This is a genomic window from Pseudomonas sp. FP2196 (genome assembly GCF_030687715.1).
Lineage (GTDB): Bacteria > Pseudomonadota > Gammaproteobacteria > Pseudomonadales > Pseudomonadaceae > Aquipseudomonas.
Window position 1 is genome coordinate 3,447,149 of record NZ_CP117445.1, and the last position, 21,175, is coordinate 3,468,323.

General features: G+C 59.5%; 21 protein-coding genes. 10 read left to right on the top strand and 11 right to left on the bottom strand.

Annotated features, from left to right (window positions below; translation table 11 throughout):
• Nucleotides 1-65 precede the first annotated feature (65 nt).
• A complete protein-coding gene (locus PSH79_RS15330) occupies nucleotides 66-284 on the top strand; it encodes a DUF2970 domain-containing protein (RefSeq protein WP_305438172.1) in 219 nt (72 codons plus the stop codon).
• Between the two features lie 5 nt (nucleotides 285-289).
• Here the strand turns inward: PSH79_RS15330 and PSH79_RS15335 are convergent, their stop codons facing one another.
• On the bottom strand, nucleotides 290-1,363 hold the full coding sequence (locus PSH79_RS15335) for an ABC transporter substrate-binding protein (protein WP_305438173.1): 1,074 nt from the start codon (nucleotides 1,361-1,363) through the stop codon (nucleotides 290-292).
• Between the two features lie 523 nt (nucleotides 1,364-1,886).
• On the opposite strand from PSH79_RS15335, the gene PSH79_RS15340 reads away from it, so the two are divergent.
• Together PSH79_RS15340 and PSH79_RS15345 are read left to right on the top strand one after the other, a co-directional pair.
• The gene (locus PSH79_RS15340; RefSeq protein WP_305438174.1) at nucleotides 1,887-3,545 is read left to right on the top strand and encodes a nitrite/sulfite reductase; all 1,659 of its coding nucleotides are present in this window, start codon (nucleotides 1,887-1,889) and stop codon (nucleotides 3,543-3,545) included.
• Complete coding sequence (locus PSH79_RS15345) at nucleotides 3,529-4,023, top strand: DUF934 domain-containing protein (RefSeq protein ID WP_095189786.1); 495 nt, start codon at nucleotides 3,529-3,531, stop codon at nucleotides 4,021-4,023. The genes PSH79_RS15340 and PSH79_RS15345 overlap by 17 nt, the downstream gene beginning before the upstream one ends.
• Before the next feature lie 66 nt (nucleotides 4,024-4,089).
• Here the strand turns inward: PSH79_RS15345 and sohB are convergent, their stop codons facing one another.
• Nucleotides 4,090-5,121, bottom strand: a complete 1,032-nt coding sequence (gene sohB / locus PSH79_RS15350; RefSeq protein ID WP_305438178.1) for a protease SohB — start codon at nucleotides 5,119-5,121, stop codon at nucleotides 4,090-4,092.
• A gap of 204 nt (nucleotides 5,122-5,325) precedes the next feature.
• Between sohB and PSH79_RS15355 the strand changes: the two genes are divergently transcribed.
• The 6 genes from PSH79_RS15355 (at nucleotide 5,326) to PSH79_RS15380 (ending at nucleotide 11,737) form a co-directional block, all read left to right on the top strand.
• The gene (locus PSH79_RS15355; protein WP_305438180.1) at nucleotides 5,326-6,036 is read left to right on the top strand and encodes a histidine phosphatase family protein; all 711 of its coding nucleotides are present in this window, start codon (nucleotides 5,326-5,328) and stop codon (nucleotides 6,034-6,036) included.
• Nucleotides 6,037-6,100: 64 nt separating this feature from the next.
• Nucleotides 6,101-6,415 (top strand): SCP2 sterol-binding domain-containing protein, encoded by a 315-nt coding sequence (locus PSH79_RS15360; RefSeq protein WP_019690779.1) that lies wholly within the window; start codon nucleotides 6,101-6,103, stop codon nucleotides 6,413-6,415.
• Between the two features lie 196 nt (nucleotides 6,416-6,611).
• Entirely contained in the window at nucleotides 6,612-8,336 is a 1,725-nt protein-coding gene (locus PSH79_RS15365; protein ID WP_305438184.1) for a hydrogenase maturation protein, read from the top strand.
• 206 nt (nucleotides 8,337-8,542) lie between these two features.
• The gene (locus PSH79_RS15370; RefSeq protein ID WP_187679828.1) at nucleotides 8,543-9,406 is read left to right on the top strand and encodes a LysR family transcriptional regulator; all 864 of its coding nucleotides are present in this window, start codon (nucleotides 8,543-8,545) and stop codon (nucleotides 9,404-9,406) included.
• Between the two features lie 112 nt (nucleotides 9,407-9,518).
• A complete protein-coding gene (locus PSH79_RS15375; protein ID WP_305438185.1) occupies nucleotides 9,519-10,664 on the top strand; it encodes an SRPBCC family protein in 1,146 nt (381 codons plus the stop codon).
• The gene (locus PSH79_RS15380; protein WP_305438187.1) at nucleotides 10,661-11,737 is read left to right on the top strand and encodes an SMP-30/gluconolactonase/LRE family protein; all 1,077 of its coding nucleotides are present in this window, start codon (nucleotides 10,661-10,663) and stop codon (nucleotides 11,735-11,737) included. The genes PSH79_RS15375 and PSH79_RS15380 overlap by 4 nt, the downstream gene beginning before the upstream one ends.
• A gap of 132 nt (nucleotides 11,738-11,869) precedes the next feature.
• Here PSH79_RS15380 and PSH79_RS15385 read toward each other — a convergent pair whose 3' ends face one another.
• Entirely contained in the window at nucleotides 11,870-12,034 is a 165-nt protein-coding gene (locus PSH79_RS15385; protein ID WP_305438189.1) for a hypothetical protein, read from the bottom strand.
• A gap of 109 nt (nucleotides 12,035-12,143) precedes the next feature.
• On the bottom strand, nucleotides 12,144-12,386 hold the full coding sequence (locus PSH79_RS15390; protein WP_187679805.1) for a DUF465 domain-containing protein: 243 nt from the start codon (nucleotides 12,384-12,386) through the stop codon (nucleotides 12,144-12,146).
• A 206-nt stretch (nucleotides 12,387-12,592) separates the two neighbouring features.
• Between PSH79_RS15390 and PSH79_RS15395 the strand changes: the two genes are divergently transcribed.
• Nucleotides 12,593-13,114 carry a DUF4142 domain-containing protein gene (locus tag PSH79_RS15395; RefSeq protein WP_305438193.1) on the top strand — a complete coding sequence of 174 codons (522 nt, stop codon included), beginning with the start codon at nucleotides 12,593-12,595 and terminating at the stop codon, nucleotides 13,112-13,114.
• 118 nt (nucleotides 13,115-13,232) lie between these two features.
• On the opposite strand, the gene PSH79_RS15400 is transcribed toward PSH79_RS15395, so the two are convergent.
• The 7 genes from PSH79_RS15400 to PSH79_RS15430 all read right to left on the bottom strand — a co-directional run bounded on the left by PSH79_RS15400 (nucleotide 13,233) and on the right by PSH79_RS15430 (nucleotide 21,160).
• On the bottom strand, nucleotides 13,233-13,502 hold the full coding sequence (locus PSH79_RS15400; protein WP_305438195.1) for a hypothetical protein: 270 nt from the start codon (nucleotides 13,500-13,502) through the stop codon (nucleotides 13,233-13,235).
• A gap of 105 nt (nucleotides 13,503-13,607) precedes the next feature.
• Nucleotides 13,608-16,241, bottom strand: a complete 2,634-nt coding sequence (locus PSH79_RS15405) for an excinuclease ABC subunit UvrA (protein WP_305438196.1) — start codon at nucleotides 16,239-16,241, stop codon at nucleotides 13,608-13,610.
• 28 nt (nucleotides 16,242-16,269) lie between these two features.
• On the bottom strand, nucleotides 16,270-18,381 hold the full coding sequence (locus tag PSH79_RS15410) for a PAS domain-containing sensor histidine kinase (protein WP_305438197.1): 2,112 nt from the start codon (nucleotides 18,379-18,381) through the stop codon (nucleotides 16,270-16,272).
• A gap of 135 nt (nucleotides 18,382-18,516) precedes the next feature.
• Entirely contained in the window at nucleotides 18,517-19,206 is a 690-nt protein-coding gene (locus PSH79_RS15415) for a GntR family transcriptional regulator (RefSeq protein WP_305438199.1), read from the bottom strand.
• Between the two features lie 213 nt (nucleotides 19,207-19,419).
• Nucleotides 19,420-20,079, bottom strand: a complete 660-nt coding sequence (locus PSH79_RS15420; RefSeq protein ID WP_305438201.1) for a DUF799 domain-containing protein — start codon at nucleotides 20,077-20,079, stop codon at nucleotides 19,420-19,422.
• Nucleotides 20,076-20,444 (bottom strand): DUF4810 domain-containing protein, encoded by a 369-nt coding sequence (locus tag PSH79_RS15425; protein ID WP_187679798.1) that lies wholly within the window; start codon nucleotides 20,442-20,444, stop codon nucleotides 20,076-20,078. The genes PSH79_RS15420 and PSH79_RS15425 overlap by 4 nt, the downstream gene beginning before the upstream one ends.
• A gap of 29 nt (nucleotides 20,445-20,473) precedes the next feature.
• On the bottom strand, nucleotides 20,474-21,160 hold the full coding sequence (locus PSH79_RS15430) for a CsgG/HfaB family protein (protein WP_305443989.1): 687 nt from the start codon (nucleotides 21,158-21,160) through the stop codon (nucleotides 20,474-20,476).
• Nucleotides 21,161-21,175 lie beyond the last annotated feature (15 nt).

Here is a 21,175-nt window from a genome sequence, read left to right on the forward strand (position 1 = left end):
CTTTTTGCGTTGCTCTGCAGAGGGTTGGCTATGCTTGTCTGACACACACGGCAGACGAGGGATTTATGGACGATCCAGTCGACAACAAACCGCCGACCTTCTGGCAGATGCTGCACAGCGTGATGGCGGCGGCGTTCGGGGTGCAGAGCGGCAAGAACCGGGCAAGGGACTTCACCCATGGCAAGCCCAGCCATTTCGTAATATTGGGCATTCTGTTCACTGCGGTGTTTGCCTTGACGCTGTTTGCCATCGTCAAACTGGTGCTGCATTTCGCCGGGATCTGACCCGATCAGCGCATCAGGGTCTGCAAGGTGAACGGGTAGCGATACGACGCCGGTTGCCCTTTGGCTGAGAGCTTGCGGAAGTTCACGCCGTAGTTCGGCGATTTGCCCATGGCCAGCATTTGTCGGGCGTGGGCCTTGTCGATCAGTTGCAGCAAAGGAATCTGCCGGTCACGACCGCCGTAGTGATTCAACTCGACGCCTTGCTCGACATCATGCAACTCGACCAAGGCCCAGCCGCCCAGGGTGAAATGTCCACCGACCAACGCGCTCAGGCGCCCGTCAACCAGTGCCTGCAAAGCCGCCGGTGAAGTGTTGACCGCACTGAACAAGGCATCTTTGCCGGGGACTTTGCCGGTCTCGGCGTAGGCGCGCATTGCGCCGAAGGCCATTTCATCATTGGCCGACCACACCAGCGACACCTTCGGGTAACGGGCGAACAGCTGTTTGGCCTGCTCATAGGCGCGCTCTTGCGTCCAGCCGCTGTAAACCAGTTGCCGCAGACGTATCTGTGGGTGTTCGGCCAGCGCGCGTTGCATGCCGCGTTCGCGCAATTGCGCCGAAGGGGTGACCTTCAGCCCGGAGAACGCCAACACTTCAATCGGCTCGGCAGCGGGCGTCGGTGAGTGCAGGCGGATCAGTTCCTTCATCATCAAGTAACCGCCCTCCTCGTCGTTTGGCACCAGGCTGCCGATGCGATCGTCACGCTCGCCGACCAAGGCCTGCTGGTCAGGTGTCAGCGCCACATTGACCATAAACAGCTTCACGCCGCTGTTCTCGGCCAGGCGCAGAATTTGCGGGGCGACGTATTGTTCGTTGACGAACACCAGGTATTTGGGACGATTCGGCCCCTGCAACGCGACGCGCGCCTGAGCCAGGGTCAGCTCTGGCTGGCGTTGGGAGTAAAGAATCTGCAGGTCGATGCCAAGATCATGGGCGGCCGCCTGCATGAATTGCGAATAGCTGACCCAGAAGGCTTCCTGCGTCGAGCCCGGATTCAAAAAAAGCACAGACTCTGCCCGCGCGCCGGTCTGGAACAGCGCGCCGAACAACAGGAGACTGATGTGGAAAAACTTGAACATGAAGCATCCGGGCCCAAGAAAAAATGGCCGCGCATTATAGCCCTCGAACCGCCAGCTATTGACGCCTGATCCCGTTTTTTGTCCGACAATCGTCGGCCGCGGGCCCGGATGGGTCGTTTACTGATGACTGACCCAGAATACCGCCGTCCCTACTACCAGAATGATCAGGAACAAAATGGCCCACGCATCGACACTGCTGTCGCTTTTTCTTGCCTTGGTCGGGTTGCTCATTGCATCGCCTCTTATCGGTTTTATCGGTGATTGCAGAAAGACTCGTCCACAGTTAAGACGATGATTGTCCGCACGACAAATGTGGATTAGCTATTAACTGTCCTCGTTAGGCGATTTGGTTCTTTACATATACTCAAACATCACTTTTGCGCATAACTGCAAACGGGTATATTGCCCCGGCTCCGTTAGTGAGTGCGCGGCCGTGCGCGCAGAATTGCAGAGGCAACATCGGACTCCAGCAAGCGAAAACGCAGCGTTTTCCGAGTAGCCCAAGCCTGAGAACAGGACTTATATGTACGTATACGACGAGTACGATCAGCGGATCATCGAGGACCGCGTCAAGCAGTTCCGTGATCAGACCCGACGCTATCTGGCAGGTGAGCTGAGCGAAGAAGAATTCCGCCCCCTGCGCCTGCAAAATGGCCTGTACATCCAGCGTTTTGCGCCGATGTTGCGTGTGGCAGTGCCTTACGGCCAGCTGACTTCGCGTCAGACCCGCATGATGGCCAAGATTGCCCGCGACTACGACAAGGGCTACGCCCACATCAGTACGCGGCAGAACGTGCAGTTCAACTGGCCGGCGGTGGAAGACATCCCGGACATTCTCGCGGAACTGGCCACCGTGCAGATGCACGCGATCCAGACCAGCGGTAACTGCCTGCGCAACGTCACCACCGACCAGTTCGCCGGTGTCGCTGCCGACGAAGTGATCGACCCGCGCCCATGGTGCGAGATCGTCCGTCAGTGGACCACGTTCCACCCTGAATTCGCTTACCTGCCGCGTAAATTCAAGATCGCCGTCAACGGTTCGACCGCTGACCGTGCGGCCATTGAAGTCCACGACATCGGTCTCGAGCCGGTGCACAACGCTGCCGGCGAACTGGGCTTCCGCGTTCTGGTCGGTGGTGGCCTCGGTCGTACCCCGGTAGTCGGCGCGTTCATCAATGAGTTCCTGCCGTGGCAGGACCTGTTGAGCTACCTCGACGCGATCCTGCGGGTCTACAACCGCTACGGCCGTCGCGACAACAAATACAAGGCGCGGATCAAGATCCTCGTCAAGGCACTGACGCCTGAAGTGTTCGCCCAGAAAGTCGATGCGGAAATGGAACACCTGCGCGGTGGCCAGACCACATTGACCGAAGCTGAACTGCATCGCGTCGCCAAGCACTTCGTCGATCCGGACTACAAGGCGCTGGACAACCAGACTACCCAGTTGGCCGATCTCGACAAAGAACATCCAGGCTTCGCTCGCTGGCGCACCCGCAATACCCTGGCGCACAAGAAGCCGGGTTATGTGGCCGTGACCCTGTCGCTGAAACCGACCGGCGTCGCGCCGGGCGACATCACTGACAAGCAGCTCGATGCCGTCGCCGATCTGGCCGAGCGCTACAGCTTCGGTCAACTGCGCACCTCTCATGAGCAGAACATCATTCTCGCTGACGTCGAGCAGAGCCAGTTGTTCACCTTGTGGGGCGAGCTGCGTGAAGGCGGTTTCGCCACGCCGAACATCGGCCTGCTGACCGACATCATCTGCTGCCCGGGCGGTGATTTCTGCTCGCTGGCCAACGCCAAATCGATCCCGATCGCCGAATCGATCCAGCGCCGTTTCGACGATCTGGACTATCTGTTCGACATCGGCGAACTGGACCTGAACATCTCCGGCTGCATGAACGCCTGTGGTCACCACCACGTCGGCCACATCGGCATCCTCGGGGTGGACAAGAAAGGTGAAGAGTTCTATCAGGTCTCCCTCGGCGGCAGTGCCAGCCGTGACGCGAGCCTGGGCAAGATCCTCGGCCCGTCCTTCGCTCAGGAAGCCATGCCTGACGTCATCTCGAAGCTGATCGACGTGTACGTGGAACAACGTACCGAAGACGAACGCTTCATCGACACCTATCAGCGTATTGGCATCGACCTCTTCAAGGAACGCGTCTATGCAGCGAATCATTAAGAACAACGAAGTCGTCGACGAAACCTGGCACCTGCTGCCGAAGGATTTCAACATCGACGAGATCAGCAACTGCGACGACCTGATCGTGCCGCTGCAACTGTGGCGCGAACACAGCCGTATGCTCAAGGCCCGCGACGGTGGCCTGGGTGTATGGCTGGACGCCGACGAAGAAGCCGAGGAAATCGGTGACGACGTCGCCGAGTTCCAGGTCATTGCGCTGAATTTCCCGGCGTTCACCGACGGCCGCAACTACTCCAACGCACGTCTGCTGCGTGACCGTTACGGTTTCAAAGGTGAACTGCGAGCGATTGGCGATGTGCTGCGCGACCAGTTGTTCTACATGCACCGCTGCGGCTTCGACGCCTTTGCGGTACGTGCGGACAAAGACCCATACGAAGCCCTGGAAGGTCTCAAGGACTTCTCGGTGACCTACCAGGCTGCCACCGACGAACCGCTGCCGCTGTTCCGTCGCCGCTAAGCCAGTTGGTTTACTGCGGACAAAAAACGCCGGTCATTGACCGGCGTTTTTTTATGCCTGACTGACTTACCAGAAGCGCTGCTGGGTCAAACGGCTCCACCAGCTCAACAGCACGCGATCCACCGACCCGCTGGCGGCCATGCCAATGCGTTCCTGCAGGCTTTTGCGTTCGGCGTAATGCAGGTGATAAACCTCCGTCGTTTTGGCTTTTTGCGCGAGGTATTCGTCACTGGTCTTGAGTTCATCGACCAGTTGTTTGTCCAGCGCCGCAACACCGAGCCAGACTTCGCCGGTTGCCACGTCATCGATGGCCAGTTGCGGGCGGTAGCGGGCAACAAAGTTCTTGAACAGTTGGTGGGTGATGTCCAGGTCTTCCTGAAACTTCTCGCGGCCCTTTTCGGTGTTTTCGCCAAACACGGTCAAGGTGCGCTTGTACTCACCGGCGGTGAGCACTTCAAAGTCAATGTCGTGCTTCTTCAGCAAGCGGTTGACGTTGGGCAATTGCGCGACCACGCCAATCGAGCCAAGAATCGCGAACGGCGCGCTGATAATCTTTTCGCCGATGCACGCCATCATGTAGCCGCCGCTGGCTGCGACCTTGTCGATGCACACCGTCAGCGGCACGCCGGCTTCGCGGATTCGCGCCAGTTGCGACGATGCCAAACCGTAGCTGTGCACCATGCCTCCGCCGCTCTCCAGACGCAGGACGACTTCGTCCTTTGATGTGGCGAGGGTCAGCAGCGCAGTGATCTCATGACGCAGACTCTCGGTGGCCGAGGCTTTGATGTCGCCGTCGAAATCCAGCACAAACACCCGTGGTTTAACCTCAGGCTTTTTCTTCTGTTTCTTCTCGCTTTTTTCGGTCTTGGCCTCGCTCTTGCGCAGGGCTTTGAGCTGATCCTTGTCGAGCAGGGTTTGCTCCAGGCGCTCACGCAGGCCTTTATAGAAATCATTGAGCTTGCTGACCTGCAACTGGCCCGCCGACTTGCGCCGGCCCTTGCTGCGCAATGCGGCAAAACTGGCGAGCACCACCAGAATGGCGATTACCAGAGTGACGGTCTTGGCCAGGAAGCTGGCGTATTCGGTGAAAAACTCCACAGAGACTCCTTAAAACGATGCGTGGATGTAACACACACGCGGGATGGCTCCAGCATACCCATGCGCTGGCTCGTCGGCCAGCCGTGAAACCTCTGGCAACACGCCTGTAACGGGCATTTCAAACAAGCGTATGTTTTTTCATTGACAGCTCTCCATCATCCTCATAACCTCGCCAAACCTTCAACGTACCGGGATGACGCGGACGTGGGCAGCATCTACTTGATTCGACATGGCCAGGCCTCCTTTGGTGCAGACGACTATGACGTCCTGTCGCCGACCGGTGTGCGCCAGGCAGAAATCCTCGGTCAACACCTCGCCGAACTGGGGATCAGCTTCGATCGCTGCCTCTGCGGTGACCTGCGCCGCCAGCAGCACACGGCTACCAGCGCGCTGGAGCAATTCACCGCAAAAGGCCTGTCGGTGCCCACCCTGGAAACCGATTCCGCGTTCAACGAATTCGATGCCGACGCGGTGATCCGCGCCCTGCTCCCGGCGATGCTCCCGGACGAGCCGGAAGCCCTCGACATCCTGCGCAACGCCGCGCAAAACCGCAGTGAATTCCAGCGCATTTTCGCCCTGATCATCGAGCGCTGGCTGGCTGGCACTTACGACACCCCGGGGCTGGAAAGCTGGCTGGGTTTTGTCGAGAGGGTCCAGGCCGGATTGCACCGGATTCTCGAACAAGCAGAGAAAAACCAGAAAATCGCCGTGTTCACGTCCGGGGGCACCATCACTGCCCTGCTCCACCTCATTACGCAAATGCCTGCCAAACAGGCCTTTGAACTGAACTGGCAAATCGTCAACACCTCGCTCAACCAGCTGAAGTTCCGCGGTCGCGAGGTGGCTTTGGCCTCCTTCAACAGTCATGCCCATCTGCAACTGCTGAAGGCCCCGGAACTCATCACTTTTCGCTGAGTCCGGATTACTGTGAACCTTGCTGTAATCAACCAGCTCTTATTACCCAAGAAAGGATCGAACCATGACCTCCGTAGCTGATGCCGTACAAGCAATGAAAGCCAAGTTCAACCCAGCCGCTGCTGCCGGTCTGGATCTGGTCTTCGGTTTCCGCATCGACGACACCAAAAACTTCTCGCTGATCGTCAAAGACAGCACCTGCGAGCTGAAAGAAGGCGAAAACCCGGACGCTCAGGTCACTCTGGTGATGGACGGCGAAACCCTGGAAGGCATCGTCGACGGTTCCACCGACGGCATGCAAGCTTTCATGGGCGGCAAACTGCGCGCTGAAGGCGACATGATGCTGGCCATGAAACTGTCCGAGCTGTTCCCTTCGTAAGACTGCAGTTCAGCTTCAAACAAATCCCGCCCTTGTGGCGGGATTTTGCGTTTGAGCGCCAGGAAAAATTGGCTGACACAACATTGACCTCGATCACTGGTGTGCGAGCGGTCACTGATTAATCTTCCGGCTCCATCAAAGGCCAGGGAAGGCTCACCGGGAGCCTGCGGCTGATCCCATTCAAGGAAGAACTTTCATGCGACCACTCAACATCATTCTGCTGTCGTCGGCGTTTAACGGCCTGACCCAACGTGCCTGGCTGGAACTGCGTGAAGCGGGTCATTCGCCCAGTGTCGTGGTGTTTACCGACGAGGCTTCGGTGTGCGAGCAGATCGAACACAGTGGCGCCGATCTGTTGATCTGCCCGTTCCTCAAGGACCGCGTCCCGCAAGCGCTGTGGAGCAATACTGAACGTCCGGTGGTGATCATCCATCCCGGCATCGTTGGCGATCGTGGCGCCAGTGCGCTGGACTGGGCGATTACCAACGAGCTGACAGGCTGGGGCGTGACGGCGCTGCAAGCGGTCGAGGAAATGGACGCCGGGCCAGTCTGGGCGACCTGCGAATTCAATCTGCCGCCCGGATTGCGCAAATCCGAGTTGTACAACGGTCGGGTCAGTGATGCGGCCATTCGCTGCATTCGCGAAGTGGTGGAAAAATTCGTTGAAGGCTTCGTGCCAGTGGTGCTGGACTACACCGATCCGACAGTGCGCGGGCGTTTGCAGCCGAACATGAAGCAGGTTGATCGCAGCTTCAGCTGGCACGACTGCGCACGCTTCATCAAGCGCTGCATCGATGCGGCGGACGGCCAGCCCGGCGTGCTGGCAAGCCTGGCTGGCGGGCAGTATTACGTGTACGACGCGCATCTGGATTCGCGCACCGGCATGCCCGGTGAGATTCTCGCGGTGCATGACGATGCGGTACTGGTCGCGGCCGGTGACCAGAGTGTGTGGATCGGCTCGCTGCGGCGCAAACCGCAGCCCGGCGAAGAGACCTTCAAGCAACCGGCGCGGCACGTGCTGGCCGCGCATTTGGTCGATGTGCCGACGCTGGACTGGTCGATTGCCAGTCAGCCGTTCAGCGACGAGGCGTATCAACCGATTCGCTACCGCGAATCCGGGCATGTCGGCGAACTGACCTTTGAGTTCTACAACGGCGCCATGAGCACCGAACAATGCCGGCGCATGGTTGAAGCCCTGCGCTGGGCCAAGTCCCGCGACACTCAGGTGTTGTTGATCAAGGGCGGGCGCGGGAGCTTTTCCAACGGTGTGCATTTGAATGTGATTCAGGCCGCGCAGGATCCAGGCGCTGAAGCCTGGGCGAATATTCGGGCGATTGATGACGTCTGTGAAGAGTTGCTGAGTGCGCGGCAACTGGTGGTCAGCGGGGTGACGGGCAGCGCCGGCGCCGGTGGTGTGATGCTCGCTCTGGCTGCCGATATCGTGTTTGCCCGGGCGGATATCGTGCTCAACCCGCATTACAAAAGCATGGGCCTGTATGGCTCGGAATACTGGACGTACAGCCTGCCCCGCGCCGTCGGTCCGGCAATGGCCGAGCAATTGACTCAAGCGTGTCTGCCGGTGAGTGCCAGCCAGGCGCTGCAACTGGGCATGGTTCAGGAAATCGGCCCGCGTTGCCCTGATGAGTTTTCGTTGTGGTTGCTGCAACGGGCCAACAGCGTTTTGAGCGATCCGACTTACGCCCCTGTGCGTGAACGCAAGTTACGGATTGATCAAGCGCTGATCCGGCAATGCCGCGAAGGCGAACTGCAGGAAATGCAGGAAGATATGCTTTACAACCGCAACGGGTTTGCCGAGAGGTGCCGTAATTTTGTGCTCAAGCGCAAGGCCTGTGGCACGCCGGCACGGCTGATCGCAGATTGGGCGCGCAGACATAAGGTCGAGCTGGTCGGCTCTATGTAGGAACTGCGGAACGCTGCGATCTTTTGATCTTGCCAATCCAAAGATCGCAACCTCGTTTCACTCGACAGCTCCTACAAGGTTCTGGGCAAGGTAAAGGTATAGTGTCTGACACAGAAACCTGTGGGAGCTGGCTGGCCAGCGATGAACGATGACGCGGTAACCAGTGGGCACTTACAATGCCCGCCACCTCAAATACCGGCCCGCCCATGGACATCGACCTCGCCCGCACCTTCCTCGAAATCGTCCGCCACGGCAGTCTCGCTGCCGCTGCGCAGAAGTTGTTCGTCACGCAAACGGCGATCACCGCCCGGGTACAAAAGCTCGAAAGTCAGTTGGGCAGTACCTTGTTTGTGCGCAATCGCGCCGGGGCGAAATTGACGCCCAATGGCGAAGCGTTCGTGGTCTACGCCAATCAACTGGTGCAGACCTGGGAAGCCGCCCGCCGTGACTTGCCGCTGCCCGAGGGCTATCACAACGTGTTGCACATCGGCGGTGAAGTCAGCCTCTGCAACCCGCTGATGCTCAGTTGGGCGGCCCAACTGCGCGAGAAAATTCCCGGGCACGCCCTGCGTATGGAAATCCGCGATGGCGAAAACCTGCTGCGCCAACTCGAACTCGGCGTGCTCGACGCCGCGCTGGTCTACCAACCGGAATACTGGCCGGGATTGCAGGTGGAGCAGGTGCTGGAAGAAAAACTGATTCTGGTGCGTGCGCCGGACAGGCCCGATCCGTACGTTTACATCGACTGGGGGCCGGACTTCCGCCGTCAGCATGATGCCGCTCTGCCGGAAAAAGCCAAAGCCGCGCTGAGCTTCAATCTCGGCCCGCTGGCCCTGCAATACATCCTCGAAAATGGCGGTAGCGGTTACTTTCGTACGCGCGTAGTACGCACCTATCTGGAAAGCGGCGCGCTGGAACCGGTGACCAAAGCCCCTGAATTCGGCTATCCGACCTATCTGGTGTACTCGCGCGATCGCGACTCGGCGACGCTGCAGCAAGCCTTCAATCTGCTGCGCGAAGTGATCCGCACCGATGACGACTGGTCACAACGCTGGAATCCGTTGAGCTGACGCTACCGATTTGCCGCGCAGCATGGCGTATGTGGCCTCAAGGTCTGGGCTGCACAAACGGCGGGATCGGCTAATCTGCCGGGTATAACAACAATACCCACAGGTGAACGCAGTGAGGCAGACCACCGAGGCATTTCGCAGCCGCTATCGCGCGGCGATCCATCCGTTTTACAACCCGTGGCTGCACGGCGTCTTCGTGCTGCTGTTCGGTGTACTGGCCATCGGTGCGTTCTGGAGCACCGTGCAACAGGTCGCTTGGCTGGAATGGCTGACCGTGCCGCTGACGCTGTTGTTGTTCAACTTAGGCGTGTACATGGTCCATCGCCATCTCGGCCACCATAAAAAAGCTTTCGCAAAAATGTTCTACGCCCGGCATGCGGGCGATCATCACAGTTTCTTCACCCCAGGCCACATGACCTACGACAGCGCCCGGGATTGGCGAGTGATTCTGTTCCCGGCGTGGTTGATCGTGATTCACACGCTGGTCATCACTCTGCCGTTGTGGTGGCTTTTCGCGCAGGTCAACATCAATGTTGCCGGATTATTTGGCGGTTGCATGGTCCTGGGTTATCTGGCCTACGAGGTGTTTCACGCCGCTGAACACCTGCCGCCAGACAATCCGCTGACGCGCCTGCCGTGGATTCGCCAGATGCGCCGCTTGCACGAACTGCATCACCGTCGCGAGTGCATGCAGGCGCGCAATTTCAATATCGTCCTGCCACTGATGGACTACCTGTTCGGCACCCTGTACTGGGAGCCGGAAACCGCCCCTTCAAGCTCTTCGAGAATGCCCATGACACGCATGCAGCACACGATCGATATCGCCGGCGACCCGATTGCCGTGCTCGCCTATGCCGCCAGCGTCAACCGCTGGCCCGAGTGGCATCCTTCTTCATTAAAGATCGACGGCGCGCAAGGCCCGTTGCACGCCGGCTCAAGATTTGAAGAGGATATTCATGCCGGCGGACGTGCAGGTCACCTCAGTTGGGAAGTCACCGAGTACCTGCCCGGTCGACGCTGGTGCGCGCGAGCGCAAGGCGATACCGGCTTGTCGTTGCTGTTGACCTACGAGTGCGCGGCTGAAGGCAACGGCACACGGTTTGTGCGCACGCTTGATTATCGCTTCGACGGTTTGGGCATGCGCATTGCCAATCAGTTGCTGCTCAAACGCCGCATCGAGCGGGAGTCTGCGGCGTCGATGCTCGCGTTGCGCGACAGAGCGGCGCAGCACCTGGCGTCCATGAGGGCCAGCGCATGAGGTGGCGGCGGGCGTTGTTGCTGCTGATTGTGGTCGTCATCGCGTTTCTGCTGCTGATGCCCACCCGGGTTGAACCGGTCGCGTGGAAACCGGCGTCGGCGCCCTCCCTCAGCGAAGGCGTCTATGCCGACAACCAGCGTCTCAAGGCGAGCGAACAGGTCGGACCGAGTGACATTGAAGGCCCGGAGGCGCTGCTGCTGGAGAGCGATTTCCTGATCACCGGGCTGCATGACGGGCGCCTGATCCGCACAAGCCTCGACGGCAAGACGCGCAAAGTGCTGGCCGATACCGGCGGGCGTCCCTTGGGGCTGGCGCGGCATCCCAACGGGTTGCTGGTAATCGCCGACGGGGTCAAAGGCTTGCTCTCTCTGGATGCTCAAGGCCAGTTGATTCCCTTGACCACCGCTGCCAACGACCTGCCGTTCGGTTTCACCGACGACGTGGCGATCGACAAGTCCGGGCATTACGCCTATTTCAGCGATGCCTCGAGTCGTTGGGGTTACGGCCATGACGGCGAGGCAATCATCGAGCACGGCGGCGACGGCCGTCTGCTGCGCTATGACTTCCAGACTGGCAAAACCAGCGTGCTGCTGGACAAGCTGGAGTTCGCCAATGGTGTAACCCTCGGCCCGGATGACGCCTACGTGCTGGTCAACGAGACCGGCGCCTACCGCATCAGCCGCTTCTGGCTGACCGGGCCGAAGGCTGGCACCCACGACGTGTTCATCGACAATTTGCCGGGGCTGCCGGACAACCTGGCGTTCAATGGCAGCGACCGCTTTTGGGTGGCCCTCTATGCACCGCGCAATGCGTTACTGGATGGCACCGCCGGATATCCGTTCGTACGCAAGATGATCGTGCGGGCGCTGACCGTACTCCCCAAACCGGTGGAAAAGCGCGGATTTGTGCTGGGGCTGGATCTTGAGGGCAAGGTGATTGCCAATTTGCAGGATGCCAGCAGCGGCAATTATTCGCCGATCACCACGGTGCGCGAGTACGGGGACTGGTTGTATTTCGGATCGCTCAAGGCAACGCATATGGCAAGGTTGCCACTGACTGAAGCCCTGAAGTAAGCCTGCTGAATCTGGGCTGGATTGACTGACGCCACCGCTGGCAGGCCAGATCCCACAGCAATATTCGTTGTTCGAAGTTATTGCGGACGACCTGTTACTTGTGGGAACTGGCTTGCCAGCGATGGCGGTCTGTCAGTTAGAGGATTTATCGAACTTGTCGGGGTCTTCATCCTCCGGCAGTTCCTCTACCGGCTCTTCTGGAAACGAGGTGGTATGCGCCGGGCTGTTCGGCTCAGGATGGGTCGGAACCGGGTCGAATGCGCCCTGTTCTTCACTGGGGAATTTGGGATCGTTCATAAGGCACCTCGCAAAGAGTCGCTGATGGAAGACTCTGAACATTCGAGGTGCCGGGCGTGGCCGTCGTTCCAGTCAATCTGCAACCGTAGGTCGGCAGGTTAATCAGGGGTCAGGCTTTCGCCTGTAATTGCTGGACGATCTTGTCTTTGACCTGCAAGCGCTTCTCTTTGAGTTTCTTCAGTGCGTCGTCACTGGGCGCATCCGACTGGGCGGTTTCGGCCTTGACCACTTCGGCATCAGCTTCGGCATACTTGTTGATCAATGAATCCAGTAACGGATCGTTGGAGCGTTTGTGCTGGATCTCTTCCTTTGCAATCTTCAAGTCCTGTAACAGGTCATGGGGAACCGGCATGGAACACCTCCATCAGTTGATCGGGAGGCCAACGCGACCGATTGCGCTGGCCAGTTACCAGAATGGCCTCGGTTGAGTCGTTCTGTCGACCACCTGTCAGACCAGCGGTGGCCGTTCGTCGCCCTGTCGCAAATGCGATAAAACCTTTGTCCATCGCCCTGCCTCCACTGCATAACGCTCACAACAAACTGCGTGGAGATACACAAATGGACGGATTCAAGCTGCGTCATCTGGTACTGGCTGTCGCTTTGAGCACTGGCATGAGTAGCGCCTTCGCTGCCACCGACAACAACTTCGTCGATAACGCCGCTGCCGGTGGTATCGCCGAAATCGAGACCAGCCGCCTCGCTCTGGAAAAAAGCCAATCAGCGGACATCAAGGCGTTCGCCACTATGATGATTACCGACCACGGCAACGCCAATGATGAACTGGCGACGATTGCCAAGGCCCATGACATCGAGGTGCCGGACACCACCACGCTGGTCAAGCAGGCCAAAGAGAAAATCCTCGACATGCGCGACGAGTCCTTCGATGCGGCCTACGCCAACAATCAGGTGAAGGCTCACGAAGACACCATCGAGTTGTTCAAGAAGCAGGCCAACACCGTGACGGATGACAAGGTCAAAGGCGCGCCTGAGCTGAAAGCCTTTGCCCAGAAAATGTTGCCGGCGCTGGAAAAACATCTGGCAGCGGCGAAGGAACTGCAAGCCAAGCATCCGAGCAAGTAAAAGGCCGGCCCTCACCCTCTCCCCATTGGGTGAGGGGGATGGTTCTAATTGGCACTACACAATCCAAGCCGAAAAAAAATGCCGCATCCACATGCGGCATTTAACCTCTCAACCCTGACTAACCCCCATCCGTATCAATATCGGCATCCGTCTCTTCCCCCGGCTGCGGCCGATCCGGCTCAGGCTCGAAACCCGGGCTGTACTCGTTGTCGTTGTCGGTGTGCTGGTTCTTCTGATCCACCGCCGGATCAGCACTTTGCGCCTGATCCGTATCGCTCTGCCGTTGTGCAGGTTGCGTCGGCGCCGGTTGCCCCGGCACTTGCGGATCGATGGCCGGATCATTGCGATCGATCGGCTGCCCCGACTGATTTTGCTGTTGCTCGTTCATAAGCACCTCGTTGTTCAAAGCCAGCGCGACTGAAACCAGTCGGGCCTTGAAAGTTCGAAGCCGGCGCCGCGCCAACGTTCAAAACATCGCACTCGCCAGCCGCGACTATCGGCTCAAGGCACGGGCCAGAAACGGCGCCGTCCGGCTCTTTTTGCTCGCGGCGACTTTCTGCGGTGTACCCGCCACAACAATCTTGCCGCCCTGATCCCCTGCCCCCGGGCCGATGTCGATCACCCAGTCACTCTGGGCGACCACGCGCATTTCATGCTCGACCACGATCACCGTGTGCCCCGCTGTCACCAGCGTATCCAGCTGTTCCAGTAATCGATCGACATCCCGTGGATGCAGGCCGGTGGTCGGTTCATCCAGCACATACAAGGTCGCGCCGCGCTGGTTGCGCTGCAGTTCGGTGGCCAGTTTGATCCGCTGCGCCTCGCCGCCGGACAGTTCCGTCGCCGGTTGCCCCAGCCGCAGATAACCGAGGCCGATATCACGCAGCACCTCCAGCGAACGACGAATACCCGGCTGTCCGGCAAACACCGTCACCGCTTCATCGACCGTCAATTGCAGCACTTGGGCAATGCTCAAACCTTCCCAGAGAATCGCCAGGGTCTGCGGGTTGTAACGCGCGCCATGACAGGTCGGGCACGGCGCATACACGCTGGGCATGAACAACAACTCGACGCTGACAAAACCCTCTCCTTCGCACGTCGGACAACGGCCCTTGGCAACGTTGAAGGAAAACTGCCCGGCGTCATAACCGGCCGCCTGCGCCTCGGGCGTCGCGGCGAACAGCTTGCGCACGTTGTCGAACAGACCGGTGTAGGTCGCCAGATTGGAACGTGGCGTGCGGCCGATGGGCTTCTGATCGACCTGCACCAGGCGCTTGATCGACTCCAGTCCGGCGATGACCTGACCGCTGCTGACCTGCGGCGCGTCGTCCTCAAGGCTGAGTTCTTCAGGTTCGGCATCAACGCTCGGCCGCCCCAGTTGCGCGCCGACCAATTCCAGTAAGGCCTGACTGACCAGACTCGACTTGCCGGAACCGGATACGCCGGTCACCGAGGTGAAGCAGCCCAAAGGAAATTCGGCGCTGAGATTACTCAGGTTATTGCGGCTGATGCCATCGAGTTTCAGCCAGCCCGATGGCTTGCGCGCCGCCCGTGTCGGACGCTGCTGCTCAGCGAACAGATAAGCGCGGGTCTGCGATTGCTCGATGTCGGCCAGACCCGCTGGCGGGCCGCTGTACAGGACCTGCCCACCCTTCTCACCCGCCGCCGGGCCAACGTCGATCAACCAGTCGGCGCGGCGCATGGTTTCCAGATCATGCTCGACCACAAACAGGGTGTTGCCGTCAGCCTTCAACCGCTGCAAAGCCTCGAACAACGCCTCGCCGTCAGCTGGATGCAAACCGGCGGAGGGTTCGTCGAGCACGTAGATCACGCCGAATAACTGCGAGCCCAATTGCGTAGCCAGGCGCAAACGCTGCAACTCACCGGACGACAACGTCGGTGTGCTGCGCTCCAGTGCCAGATACCCCAATCCCAGATCGGTCAGCGTACTGACCCGCTCCAGCAGGTCTTCGGCAATGCGCTGCGCCGCCAGACGCTTTTCCAGCGACAGGTTCGGCGTATGACGCACATCCGGTGCGCTGGCGTGGCCGCTTGCGCCGTGCGCAACGCGCTGCTGACGGGCCTCGCGGGTCTGCGCGTGACTCAAGGTATCGCCGGTTTCCTCGGCCTGTTCCAGATAACTGGCCGCCGCCACGGGTCTCAATACTTCGGCAACTTGCAGCAACGGCATCTGAGACAGTTCACCGATGTCGTAACCGGCAAACGTCACGGACAACGCTTCGCGCTTCAGGCGTTTGCCATCGCACAGCGGACAAGGACTGCCAAGCATGAACCGGGAAACGCGCTTCTTCATCAGCGCACTTTGCGAGTGGGTGAACGTGTGCAGGATGTAGCGACGGGCGCCAGTGAACGTGCCCTGATAACTCGGTTCCATTTTGCGCTTGAGGGCGACGCGGGTTTCTTCTGGCGTCAGCCCGGCATACACCGGCACGGTCGGGGTTTCTTCGGTAAAGAGAATCCAGTCGCGTTGCTTTTTCGGCAGCTTGCGCCAGGGGATATCGACATCGATGCCCAGGGTCACGAGGATGTCGCGCAGGTTCTGCCCCTGCCAGGCCAACGGCCAGGAAGCGACGGCCCGTTGACGGATGGTCAGGTCTGGATCCGGCACCATCAGCGCTTCGGTGACTTCATATACCCGGCCCAGCCCATGACACTCTGGGCAGGCGCCCTGCGGGGTGTTCGGTGAAAAGTCCTCGGCGTACAACATCGCCTGACCCGGCGGATAACTGCCGGCGCGGGAATAAAGCATACGGATCAGACTCGACAACGTGGTCACGCTGCCCACCGACGAGCGTGTGCTTGGCGTACCGCGCTGCTGTTGCAGAGCCACAGCGGGCGGCAAGCCTTCAATAGAATCGACATCCGGCACACCCACCTGATCGATCAGCCGTCGCGCGTACGGCGCAACTGACTCGAAATAGCGGCGCTGGGCTTCGGCATACAAGGTGGAAAACGCCAGCGACGACTTGCCCGAACCGGACACGCCGGTAAACACCACCAGCGCATCGCGGGGGATGTCGACGTCGACGTTCTTCAGATTGTGCTCACGGGCGCCGCGCACCCGAACCATACCGGCGGGTGCTTTGGAGGTGCGTTTGGAAGTCATCAGCCTGCCTTGGTGAGGGAGTTTTAGTTCAGTCGTTAAGCACCGCACGAATCATCTGCAATAGCGCTTCGGGGCCATAGGGTTTGCCCAGCAAATGAGTGTCGGGGCTGAGTTGGTGATTGCGCGAAATGATGTCGCGGGTGTGCCCCGAGGTGAACAGCACCGCCACCGGGGGTGCCTGCACCTTGGCCCAAGCGGCCAGATCGGAACTCTTGATCAACCCCGGCATGACCACGTCGGTGAAAATCAGATCGACATCGAAGCCTTCCAGCAGCATCTGCATGGCCACATCGCCGTTACCTGCGGTCAACACCCGGTAACCTTCTTCGCGCAACAACTCGACAGCCGAGGTGCGCACCGCGTCGTTGTCCTCGACCACCAGAATCGTCTCGTGACCACCTCTCTGATGATTGTCGATGCTCGGTGACTCTTCGCGGATCGGCCGCAGGCTGCGCGGGAAATACAGCTGCACCCGCGTGCCCTCGCCGACCGTACTGTCAATCTCGACGTGCCCGCCACTTTGTTTGACGAAACCAAACACCATGCTCAGGCCCAGCCCGGTGCCCTGGCCGTCGGCCTTGGTGGTGAAGAATGGTTCAAACACCTGCTCCAGCATCTGCGACGGGATGCCGGGACCGGTATCGCTGACCGCCACCCGCACGAAATCGCCGGCACAGATACCTTTACCGACGCAAAACGTACTGTCGAGTCGGGTGTTGAGGGCGCTGAGGACAATGGTGCCCTCACCCTGCATCGCGTCCCGGGCGTTGATCGCCAGGTTGAGAATCGCGTTTTCCAGTTGATTGCGGTCGACGTTGATGTGCCACGCTTCTTGCGGCAACTGCATATCGATCTGAATGGTTTCGCCCAACGCCCGTTGCAATAACTCACCCACGCCGTCGAAGATCTGCTGCGGATTGCACACTATCGGTGATAGCGGCTGACGCCGCGCAAACGCAAGCAATTGCGAGGACAGCTTGGCACCGCGCTCGACTGCCGCCAGTGAGGCACTGACGCGCCGTTGCACGTTGGCATTGTCCGGTTCATGGCGTGCCAGCAAGTGCAGGTTGCCAGCGATCACTTGCAGCAGGTTATTGAAGTCATGGGCCACGCCGCCAGTCAGTCCGCCGATCGCTTCGAGCTTCTGCGACTGACGCAATTGCTCCTCGGCGGCCAGCCGCGCACCCACTTCACTGGTCACCCGTTGTTCGAGGTTACGGGTGAACTTGAGCAGGGATTCTTCGGCGTTCTTGCGCTCATGGATGTCGATCAATACGCCGGGAAAACGAAACGGTTCGCCCTGTTCGTTGAACTCGCAGGCACCGCTGGCCAGCACCCACAGATAACTGCCATCGCTGCGCTTTACACGGTATTCGGCGTTGTAGGGCTCACCGGTCCGCATTGAATGGACGACCCGCTCCTGCACCCAGTGCAAGTCATCGGGGTGGATGCGCGAGCGAGCGACGTCTTGCGCCAGGTTGCTCAAATCCTGGTTGGGTGGATAAGAGAAGGTGCGGGCGAAACGTTCGTCTGCCGACATCGTGTCGCTTTTCACATCCCAGACAAACGAGCCAAGCAAGGCGCCGGCATTCAATGCCAGACGCACCCGTTCGTTATCGGCGCGGTAGGCATCTTCGGCGGCCTGACGCAGGTGCTCGGCAACCACCCGTTCAGTGGTTTCCACCACCATCGCCATCACACCGGCAGGCGCGCCCGTGTCGTCGGCCACGGGGCTGTAATACAGATCCATCCAGACGTCTTCGGGCACGCCATCGCGCAGTAATACCAGTTCCTTGTTGCGGTAAGACAAGGTGCCACCGGCCAGACATGTATCCACCACATGCCGGTTGAACTCGGCGACTTCCGGCCAGCCCAGTTCCACCGGTGTACCAAGCAGGTACGGATGCCGGCCACCAGCGAACTCGGAATAACCGTCGTTGTAGATCATGTAGCCAGCGCGGCCCCACAGCATGACCATCGGCAACGGCGAAGCGAGCAGCATTTGCACGGCGCTGCGCAAGCTGGTGGGCCATGCATCCAGCGGCCCCAGTTCAGTCTGGCTCCAGTCGAACGCACAAATGCGCCCGGCCATTTCGCCTTTCCAGCCGTCACAACCGTGGCTATCGAATAAAAACTGCATCGGTTGACTCGGTATCCTGTGCTGATTGCCCGATAAACCGCGACGCCTGAAGGACGCGATGCCCGTCTGTTTCGAGCATCGCCGATGCGTATTGGTTTCATTAGATGTATAGCCGATTTCAGACGCCGTTCAGGTTTATACGCCGATCAGATGTTTGAGCGGATGGTAGCCAGTTTTCATTTTGGCGGCGACGTCAAGAATGGCCTTCTCGATACCGTTCAGGTGCACGCAGATCAGTTCGATGGCGGCACTCTGATTGCCGGCCTCGATGTACTCGATCAAGCGCAGGTGTTCATTGTCGCGGCAGGCTTGGTGGCTGTCGTCATCCAGTGCGGCAATGTACAGCGAGGCGCGGGAAATCAGCTTCTGGAACCAGTCGAGCAGCACCGGATTATTCAGGCTGCGGGCAAGCTTTAGGTGGAACTCGCCGAGCAGGTAGATCAGTCGCTCGTGATCACCGGCCTCATGGGCTTGATCTTCCAGCAGCAAGTGTTCACGCAGGACCTGCATGGCGGCGATGTCTTTACGTCGGCATAGCTCGGTGACAATGCCGATCTCGATCAGGCGCCGGGTTTCAAACAGCGAGCGAATCTCTTCGTTACTGGGCAACGAAACCGATGCGCCTTTATTGGGCTCGGTAGTAACCAGTCCGTCGGCCTCCAAATGCTTGAGCGCGGCGCGCACCGACGTGCGGCTGACATTAAACAACTCTGCCAGCGAAGCCTCGCCCAGTTTCATCCCCGGGCGCAGCGAACGCTTGCTGATCGCCTCGTAAACCCCTTGGTAGACGCGGTCGACGGTGGTTTCCGGTTTCTTCTCGGTCACTCGAAAGCTCCTTCCGTGCTGGCCACGTTGCCGTGGCGCATGAACTGTCGCGCAGGATATCGCCTTCGGCCGCAAGATGCAGGGTCTTGATTGCAAGTCGATATCGAAGAAAGCCGAGAAGTGTCCGGGCAAAAAAAATCGCAGCCTGTTGCCGCTTCTCGCAAATGTATTTACAAGAAGCGACCGCAGGCTGCGATCTTTTGATCTTCGCTGTCAGTCCGTGCCGTACTTAGGCGAACGTGGCCCGTACAGCAGGCCCGCCGGATGTCCGGCCGACAATAGACGATTGCTGGCGACACCGGCAATCGGATAACCGGCGTCGGTAGAACTGTTGATGATCTGCTTTACCGCTGCGGTAATCAGCATCCCCACCAGGCCACCCGCGTTACCGTTGTTACCCTCTTCGCTCGAGGCCCGCGCCGAACCGGTCCACAGCGTGGTGCCGGACTTCAGATCGACCAGTCTGGCGGTAGCGGTCACTGCGGTTTCGCTGCTTATCACCATGTAACGCGTACCGTACTCGGTCACGGTGATGTACAGCGCCGCATCAGCGCCGAAGATTTCCTTCAGCTTGTTGGGCGGTGCCTGGTGGATATCATCCGGCGTGGTCAGGCCGTTCTGGCGGAACGTCTCGTCAACCAGCGCGATCGGCAGCACGTAGTAACCGGCCTCGGCCAGCGGAAACGTCACTTGCGACAACAGGCTGTAGGAGGCCTTGACGTCCGGCGAGGTGTTCAGCGGCGGCAGCACCAGAATGCTCTTCGGACGCGCTTGCTTGTACGCCGAGTAATCCACGGTCTTGGGTTTTACGCAGCCACCCAGAAGGGTTAGCGCCAGCACGCCCATCAGCAGTTTCACTGCACGCGGCATCATTTGGCGTCTCCGGTCTTGGCGTTTTTAAGCAGGAAATCCATGTACGTGCCGGACTCGGGAAACAGGGTCTTTTCGGTACGGAACTGCTGCACCATCTGATCGTCCTTACCCATGCTCAGGTACAGCAGACCGAGGTGTGCGTGGTAACCCGGCGGCACGGCCTTACCTGTGGAACGGATCTTCTGCAGGTCGGCTTCCAGTGCTTCAGCCTGGGCTTCTTTCGGTGTTTCGCTTTTGAAGTATTCGTAGACCTGGGGTTCGTAGCCTTCCCACTGGTACAGGGTTTGCGGGCCGGCGCAACCAGCCAGCAAGGCGCTGGCGGCCAGCGTCAGGGTCATCAGCGACCGCGACAGAGTCAAATTCATGGGTTGTTGCTCCTTGCAATGGGCGTCGATCAGTTGCCCGGTTTCCAGGCACCGGCGTTCATGCCATCAACCAGACGACTGATCGCCTCGCGCATGGCCAGATCCAGGACTTTGCCGTTGAGGGTGGAGTCGTATGCAGCGGTGCCGCCGAAGCCGATGATTTCGCGATTGGACAAGGCGTATTCGCCGGCGCCCTGGGTCGAATACACCACTTCCGAAGTGCTGATATTGACGATGTTCAGGTTGACTTTGGCGTAAGCCACTTGAGTTTTGCCGCGACCGAGAATGCCGAACAACTGGTGGTCGCCGGTCTCTTTACGACCGAATTCGGTGACATCACCGGTAACCACGTAATCAGCGCCTTTGAGGCGCTGGGCCTGGCCCTTGATCGCTGCTTCCTGCTGGATTTCGCCCATGTTGTCGCGATCCAGCACGGAGAAACGATTGGTCTGCTGCAAGTGCGTGATCAGGATGGTCTTGGCCTGACCACCAAGACGGTCGACGCCGTCGGAGAAGATCCCGCGCATATAGCTGGAGCGGTTATCGAACTTGCCCACGGCCATCGGCACGCGAACGCCAGTCCAGACTTGCGTGGCGCTTTCAACCTTGGCCACCGGCAGCGCGCGGGAGCTTTCGGTCGCGCAACCGGCGAGCGTGCCGGCGATTGTGCCGAGCACGGCAATCGCAACGCCTGAAACCAGCATCCGGGAGATCATTCTCACTGAGTATTT

What these genes read in the sequence shown, in the direction of transcription:
- PSH79_RS15330 (WP_305438172.1), top strand. Translation starts at nt 66, where the DNA reads ATGGACGATCCAGTCGACAACAAACCGCCGACCTTCTGGCAGATGCTG.
- PSH79_RS15335 (WP_305438173.1), bottom strand. Translation starts at nt 1,363, where the DNA reads ATGTTCAAGTTTTTCCACATCAGTCTCCTGTTGTTCGGCGCGCTGTTC.
- PSH79_RS15340 (WP_305438174.1), top strand. Translation starts at nt 1,887, where the DNA reads ATGTACGTATACGACGAGTACGATCAGCGGATCATCGAGGACCGCGTC.
- PSH79_RS15345 (WP_095189786.1), top strand. Translation starts at nt 3,529, where the DNA reads ATGCAGCGAATCATTAAGAACAACGAAGTCGTCGACGAAACCTGGCAC.
- PSH79_RS15360 (WP_019690779.1), top strand. Translation starts at nt 6,101, where the DNA reads ATGACCTCCGTAGCTGATGCCGTACAAGCAATGAAAGCCAAGTTCAAC.
- PSH79_RS15365 (WP_305438184.1), top strand. Translation starts at nt 6,612, where the DNA reads ATGCGACCACTCAACATCATTCTGCTGTCGTCGGCGTTTAACGGCCTG.
- PSH79_RS15370 (WP_187679828.1), top strand. Translation starts at nt 8,543, where the DNA reads ATGGACATCGACCTCGCCCGCACCTTCCTCGAAATCGTCCGCCACGGC.
- PSH79_RS15380 (WP_305438187.1), top strand. Translation starts at nt 10,661, where the DNA reads ATGAGGTGGCGGCGGGCGTTGTTGCTGCTGATTGTGGTCGTCATCGCG.
- PSH79_RS15385 (WP_305438189.1), bottom strand. Translation starts at nt 12,034, where the DNA reads ATGAACGATCCCAAATTCCCCAGTGAAGAACAGGGCGCATTCGACCCG.
- PSH79_RS15390 (WP_187679805.1), bottom strand. Translation starts at nt 12,386, where the DNA reads ATGCCGGTTCCCCATGACCTGTTACAGGACTTGAAGATTGCAAAGGAA.
- PSH79_RS15395 (WP_305438193.1), top strand. Translation starts at nt 12,593, where the DNA reads ATGGACGGATTCAAGCTGCGTCATCTGGTACTGGCTGTCGCTTTGAGC.
- PSH79_RS15400 (WP_305438195.1), bottom strand. Translation starts at nt 13,502, where the DNA reads ATGAACGAGCAACAGCAAAATCAGTCGGGGCAGCCGATCGATCGCAAT.
- PSH79_RS15405 (WP_305438196.1), bottom strand. Translation starts at nt 16,241, where the DNA reads ATGACTTCCAAACGCACCTCCAAAGCACCCGCCGGTATGGTTCGGGTG.
- PSH79_RS15410 (WP_305438197.1), bottom strand. Translation starts at nt 18,381, where the DNA reads ATGCAGTTTTTATTCGATAGCCACGGTTGTGACGGCTGGAAAGGCGAA.
- PSH79_RS15420 (WP_305438201.1), bottom strand. Translation starts at nt 20,079, where the DNA reads ATGATGCCGCGTGCAGTGAAACTGCTGATGGGCGTGCTGGCGCTAACC.
- PSH79_RS15425 (WP_187679798.1), bottom strand. Translation starts at nt 20,444, where the DNA reads ATGAATTTGACTCTGTCGCGGTCGCTGATGACCCTGACGCTGGCCGCC.
- PSH79_RS15430 (WP_305443989.1), bottom strand. Translation starts at nt 21,160, where the DNA reads ATGATCTCCCGGATGCTGGTTTCAGGCGTTGCGATTGCCGTGCTCGGC.